This window comes from Caballeronia sp., from assembly GCF_049581465.1.
GTDB lineage: Bacteria > Pseudomonadota > Gammaproteobacteria > Burkholderiales > Burkholderiaceae > Caballeronia.
In genome coordinates this window covers 1-5,556 of sequence record NZ_JBAUSA010001276.1, presented here as the reverse complement: position 1 = coordinate 5,556, position 5,556 = coordinate 1, and the positions used below count along the sequence as shown (strand labels likewise).

General features: G+C 56.7%; 11 protein-coding genes and 1 pseudogene. All 12 read right to left on the bottom strand.

Annotation, left to right across the window (positions count from 1 at the left end):
- Positions 1-110: pseudogene (locus tag WCA53_RS30985) on the bottom strand (30S ribosomal protein S11); the annotation flags it as partial.
- Between the two features lie 28 nt (positions 111-138).
- Entirely contained in the window at positions 139-504 is a 366-nt protein-coding gene (rpsM, locus tag WCA53_RS30980) for a 30S ribosomal protein S13 (protein ID WP_423920515.1), read from the bottom strand.
- A 42-nt stretch (positions 505-546) separates the two neighbouring features.
- Entirely contained in the window at positions 547-663 is a 117-nt protein-coding gene (gene rpmJ / locus WCA53_RS30975) for a 50S ribosomal protein L36 (RefSeq protein WP_004199844.1), read from the bottom strand.
- Between the two features lie 185 nt (positions 664-848).
- Positions 849-2,195 carry a preprotein translocase subunit SecY gene (gene secY / locus WCA53_RS30970; protein WP_423920512.1) on the bottom strand — a complete coding sequence of 449 codons (1,347 nt, stop codon included), beginning with the start codon at positions 2,193-2,195 and terminating at the stop codon, positions 849-851.
- A gap of 44 nt (positions 2,196-2,239) precedes the next feature.
- The gene (gene rplO / locus WCA53_RS30965; RefSeq protein WP_423920507.1) at positions 2,240-2,674 is read right to left on the bottom strand and encodes a 50S ribosomal protein L15; all 435 of its coding nucleotides are present in this window, start codon (positions 2,672-2,674) and stop codon (positions 2,240-2,242) included.
- A 29-nt stretch (positions 2,675-2,703) separates the two neighbouring features.
- Positions 2,704-2,889, bottom strand: a complete 186-nt coding sequence (gene rpmD, locus WCA53_RS30960) for a 50S ribosomal protein L30 (RefSeq protein WP_423920502.1) — start codon at positions 2,887-2,889, stop codon at positions 2,704-2,706.
- A 14-nt stretch (positions 2,890-2,903) separates the two neighbouring features.
- The gene (gene rpsE / locus WCA53_RS30955) at positions 2,904-3,422 is read right to left on the bottom strand and encodes a 30S ribosomal protein S5 (RefSeq protein ID WP_031361566.1); all 519 of its coding nucleotides are present in this window, start codon (positions 3,420-3,422) and stop codon (positions 2,904-2,906) included.
- Positions 3,423-3,436: 14 nt separating this feature from the next.
- Positions 3,437-3,802, bottom strand: coding sequence for a 50S ribosomal protein L18 (gene rplR, locus WCA53_RS30950; RefSeq protein ID WP_089162634.1), 366 nt, complete (start codon positions 3,800-3,802; stop codon positions 3,437-3,439).
- A gap of 12 nt (positions 3,803-3,814) precedes the next feature.
- Positions 3,815-4,348 carry a 50S ribosomal protein L6 gene (rplF, locus tag WCA53_RS30945; protein WP_423920497.1) on the bottom strand — a complete coding sequence of 178 codons (534 nt, stop codon included), beginning with the start codon at positions 4,346-4,348 and terminating at the stop codon, positions 3,815-3,817.
- 19 nt (positions 4,349-4,367) lie between these two features.
- The gene (rpsH, locus tag WCA53_RS30940; protein WP_031361569.1) at positions 4,368-4,763 is read right to left on the bottom strand and encodes a 30S ribosomal protein S8; all 396 of its coding nucleotides are present in this window, start codon (positions 4,761-4,763) and stop codon (positions 4,368-4,370) included.
- Positions 4,764-4,777: 14 nt separating this feature from the next.
- Complete coding sequence (gene rpsN, locus WCA53_RS30935; RefSeq protein WP_031361570.1) at positions 4,778-5,083, bottom strand: 30S ribosomal protein S14; 306 nt, start codon at positions 5,081-5,083, stop codon at positions 4,778-4,780.
- 7 nt (positions 5,084-5,090) lie between these two features.
- A partial coding sequence (gene rplE / locus WCA53_RS30930) for a 50S ribosomal protein L5 (RefSeq protein ID WP_423920492.1) occupies positions 5,091-5,556 on the bottom strand: 466 nt, incomplete at its 5' end.

Sequence of the window (5,556 nt, the reverse complement as noted above, 5' to 3'; positions counted from 1 at the left end):
ATGATGGTGTTGTTGAACGACGCGTGAACGTGAACCACGCCCTCGGCGACGTTCTTCTTGACCTTCTTGCGAACGCGTTGCGCCGCGGAGTTGTTCGAAGCCTTAGCCATTACGTTTTCCTGTAACTATCAGTTCCGCTTACTTCTTCAGCGATTGCGCTGCACGACGCGGACCCTTGCGTGTACGGGCATTCGTACGCGTGCGCTGACCGCGCATGGGCAAGCCCTTGCGATGGCGCAAGCCACGGTAGCAGCCCAAGTCCATCAGGCGTTTAATATTCATCGTCACTTCGCGACGGAGGTCGCCTTCAACGATGAACTTACCCACTTCTTCTCGCAGCTTTTCGAGGTCTGCGTCGTCGAGGTCTTTGACCTTCTTCGAGAATTCCACACCAGACGCTACGCAAATGTTGCGAGCGCGCGTGCGGCCGACACCAAAAATCGCGGTCAGGCCGATTTCGGTATGCTGGTGATTCGGGATGTTAACCCCTGCGATACGAGCCATTGTTTTTCCTCAAACAAAAAGCGCAAGCAAAAAGCGCGGCGTTCAGCCTTGACGCTGTTTGTGGCGCGGATCAGAGCTGCAAATCACGCGCACAACGCCCTTGCGCTTGATGATCTTGCAATTGCGGCAAATGCGCTTAACCGATGCCATCACTTTCATGATATTACCCTTTTTTCAAATCACTTCGCCCGCGACACTCTCAGTGCACGAGTCAGACCGTAAGGCGCCAATTCAACCGTTACGTTGTCGCCCGTGAGAAGCAGATGCAACGCATCCGCTCCCTTCAGGACATGTGCCCTAGAACCCGCTGCCCAGAACCATGCTGTCTCTGGACACGGCCCTATTTAGCGCATCGGGACGTTGCTGCCTTTGAAGTTTGCCTTCTTCAGCAACGATTCATACTGTTGCGACATCACGTACGACTGAACCTGCGCCATGAAATCCATCGTCACCACAACGATGATCAGGAGCGATGTTCCACCGAAATAGAACGGAACGTTCCAGCGGAGGACCAGAAACTCAGGCAGCAAGCAGACAAACACAATGTAGATCGCACCGGCCAGCGTCAAACGCGTCAAGATCCGATCGATATACCGTGCCGTCTGATCGCCCGGACGAATCCCGGGAACAAACGCGCCGCTCTTCTTCAAGTTGTCGGCCGTCTCTCTACTGTTGAACACCAACGCGGTGTAGAAGAAGCAGAAAAATACGATCGCCATTGCGTACAACAACACATACACCGGCTGACCTGGTTTGAGCGCTTCAGCTACGCTATGCAGCGTGTTCGCAAACCAGCCCGTCCGCGTACCCGAACTGAACCAGTTCAGGATGGTTGCCGGGAAGAGAATGATCGACGACGCGAAGATCGGCGGAATCACACCCGACATATTCAGCTTCAGCGGCAAATGCGACGACTGCCCACCGTAAATCTTGTTTCCGACCTGCCGCTTCGCGTAGTTCACCAGGATCTTGCGCTGGCCGCGTTCGATGAACACAACAACGAACGTGACTGCTCCAATCAGCAGAACGACAATGATCGCCGAGATGATGCTCATGGAACCGGTGCGAACCAGTTCGAAGAGACCACCGATCGCGTTCGGGAAACCCGCCGCGATACCGCCGAAGATGATGATCGAAATGCCGTTACCCAGACCGCGTTCCGTAATCTGCTCGCCAAGCCACATCAGGAACATCGTGCCGGTAACCAGCGTAACCACCGTCGTCAACCGAAAGACCATGCCGGGATCGATAACGAGTCCAGCCTGATTTTCCAGTGCGACCGCAATGCCGAAAGCCTGAAAAGTAGCCAAAACCACGGTGAAGTAACGCGTGTATTGCGTAATCTTCCGCTGCCCCGACTGCCCTTCCTTCTTCAGCGCTTCCATCTGCGGCGAAACGATCGACATCAACTGCATGATGATCGACGCGGAGATGTACGGCATGATCCCCAGCGCGAAAATCGTGAACCTCGACAGCGCGCCACCCGAGAACATGTTGAACATGCCAAGAATGCCGCCTGACTGGCTCTGGAACAGCTTAGCCAGCTGATCCGGGTCAATACCCGGCACCGGAATATGCGCACCGATACGGTAGACGATCAACGCCAGCAGCAAGAACATTGCACGCCGGCGCAGATCGCCGAACTTCGCCGCGCTTCGACCGGATTTTGCGAGACTCGGGCTATTAGCCAAGAACCTTCTCCGATGCTTTCGCTAGGAACAACAACTCGCGCACCTTACTCGGCGAACGAGCCGCCAGCAGCTTCAATCGCGGCACGGGCGCCCTTCGTTGCATTGAGGCCCTTAACCGTGATCTTGCGCGTCAGTTCGCCCGTCTTGATGATCTTTGCGCTCGTAATGAGCACGCCGAGCAGACCAGCTTGCTTCAGTGCCAGCAAATCGACTTCATCGACGGGCAGCTTTTCGATATCCGACAAGCGCACTTCGCCGACAAATTCATGCGTCAACGATGTAAAACCACGCTTCGGAAGACGACGTTGCAAAGGCATCTGACCGCCTTCGAAGCCGACTTTATGAAAGCCACCCGAACGCGATTTCTGACCCTTATGGCCGCGACCCGCGGTCTTGCCGAGCCCCGAACCAATACCGCGGCCAACTCGACGCTTTGAGTGCTTCGCGCCTTCTGCCGGCTTAAGGTTATTCAAATCCATATTCAACTCCTTGATCGCTGGTCAGCCGCTCAGCTGATGACTTTGACAAGGTACGAGACCTTGTTGATCATCCCGCGGACCGACGGCGTGTCCTGCAGTTCGCTGACCGAGTTGATTCGGCGCAGGCCCAGACCACGCACCGTTGCACGGTGCGTTTCGCGGGTCCCAATCAGGCTCTTGACGAGCTGAACCTTGACAACAGTTTTATCAGACATGGTGACCACCTGGCTTAGCCCAAAATATCTTCGACGGACTTGCCGCGCTTCGCCGCGATGTCACCCGGCGTCGACTGCTTGCGCAGGCCGTCGAGTGTTGCACGAACGAGGTTGTACGGATTCGTCGAACCGTGGCTCTTCGCCACAACGTTTTGAACGCCCATCACGTCGAACACTGCGCGCATCGGGCCGCCGGCGATAACACCCGTACCATCCTTCGCCGGAGCGAGGAGGACTGCGGATGCGCCATGCTTACCGTGCACTTCGTGTTGCAGCGTACCGTTCTTCAACGGCACCTTGAACATGTTGCGGCGTGCTTGTTCCATTGCCTTTTGAACAGCAACCGGAACTTCCTTCGCTTTACCCTTGCCCATGCCGATACGGCCATCGCCATCGCCAACCACGGTCAGTGCGGCAAAACCGAGAATCCGGCCGCCCTTCACAACCTTGGTCACGCGATTGACCGCGATCATCTTTTCACGCAGGCCGTCGTCGCGTTCTTCAGCCTTTACATTCGCTTGCATCTTTGCCATGACGAATTCTTCCCTTAGAACTTGAGTCCGGCTTCGCGTGCCGCATCAGCCAGCGCTTTCACGCGGCCGTGGTAACGAAAACCCGAACGATCGAAGGCGACGGATTCGACGCCGGCGGCCTTGGCCTTTTCAGCAATACGCTTACCGACCGCGATCGCAGCATTGACGTTGCCGCCCTTGCCGCTCTTGTCGGCCAGTTCGGCACGCACTTCTGCTTCGAGCGTCGACGCGCTTGCCAGCACCTTGGTGCCGCACGGCGAGAACACTTGCGCATAGATATGCGTGTTCGTGCGATGCACAGCCAGACGTGCGACCTGCAGCTCAGCGATCTTAACGCGCGTCTGTTTAGCGCGGCGCAGGCGAGATTGAGTCTTATCCATGATTGCGCACCCTTACTTCTTCTTCGTTTCTTTGAGGATGACGACTTCGCCGAAGTAGCGCACGCCCTTGCCCTTATAGGGCTCCGGCGGACGGTAGCCGCGAACTTCCGCAGCAACCTGCCCAACTTTCTGCTTATCGATCCCCTTGATCACGATTTCGGTTTGCGTCGGGGTTTCAACCTTGACGCCTTCCGGCATCGCGTGCACCACGGGGTGCGAGAAACCCAGCGACAGATTCAGCTTGTCGCCCTGCGCCTGCGCGCGATAACCGACGCCAACCAGCGTCAGCTTGCGCTCGAAACCCTTCGTAACGCCATTCACCATGTTCGCCACCAGGGCGCGCATCGTGCCCGACATCGCGTTCGCTTCACGGCTTTCATCAGCCGGTGCGAAGTTGAGCGTGCCGTTGTCGTTTGCTACCGTAACAAGCGGATTAGCCGCTTGCGTAATCGTACCCAGCGGGCCCTTGACGGTGATAACAGCGCCGCTCAGAGCCACTTCCGCGCCTTGCGGCAGCGTAATCGGGCTTTTACCTACTCGAGACATGTTTCTTCTCCTTTTCGGTTTAAGCGACGTAGCAGAGGACTTCGCCGCCGACGCCGGTCTGGCGCGCCTTGCGGTCGGTCATCACACCCTGGGGCGTCGACACGATTGCAACACCAAGTCCGTTCATGACGACCGGAATGTCGTTGCGACCGCGGTACACACGCAGACCAGGCTTCGAAACGCGTTCAATGCGCTCGATAACCGGACGTCCAGCGTAGTACTTCAACGCGATGTTCAATTCCGACTTCGCACCTTCAGACTTCACTGCGAAATCGTCGATATAACCTTCGTCCTTCAAAACCTGCGCAATCGCAACCTTGACTTTCGACGAGGGCATTGTCACCGACACTTTCTCAACCATCTGCGCATTGCGGATGCGAGTCAGCATATCGGCGATAGGATCACTCATGCTCATTTACGTATCTCCTATTACCAGCTCGCCTTGGTCAGGCCAGGGATTTCGCCGCGGAAAGCGATTTCGCGAATCTTGCTGCGGGCCAGTCCAAATTTGCGGAACGTGCCACGCGGGCGACCCGTAATCGCACAGCGGTTACGCTTGCGAGTGGGGTTCGAATTACGCGGCAGTTGTTGCAGCTCGAGACGAGCGGCGTAACGCTCTTCGTCCGACTTGCTCGCGTCATCGATGACCGCCTTCAGCGCCGTACGCTTGGGAGCGTACTTTGCAGCCAGGCGGGCACGCTTCTTTTCACGTTCGATCAGTGCCAGTTTAGCCACGGTAACCTCAGTTTCTGAACGGGAACTTGAAGCTGGCGAGCAGTGCCTTCGCTTCATCGTCAGTCTTCGCGGTAGTCGTGATGCTGATGTTCAGCCCACGCAGCGCGTCGATCTTGTCGTAATCGATCTCGGGGAAAATGATCTGCTCTTTCACACCGATGTTGTAGTTGCCGCGACCGTCGAACGCACGACCCGATACACCCCGGAAGTCACGCACCCGTGGGAGCGCAACTGTCACGAAACGATCGAGAAATTCGTACATGGCTTGACCGCGCAGCGTAACCATCGCGCCAATCGGGTAGCCCTGACGAATCTTGAAGCCAGCGATTGCCTTGCGTGCCTTCGTGATAACGGGCTTTTGGCCCGCAATCTTGGTCAGGTCGCCAACGGCGTTTTCGATGATCTTCTTGTCGGCGACGGCCTCACCAAGACCCATGTTCAGGGTGATTTTGGTGATGCGCGGCACTTCCATT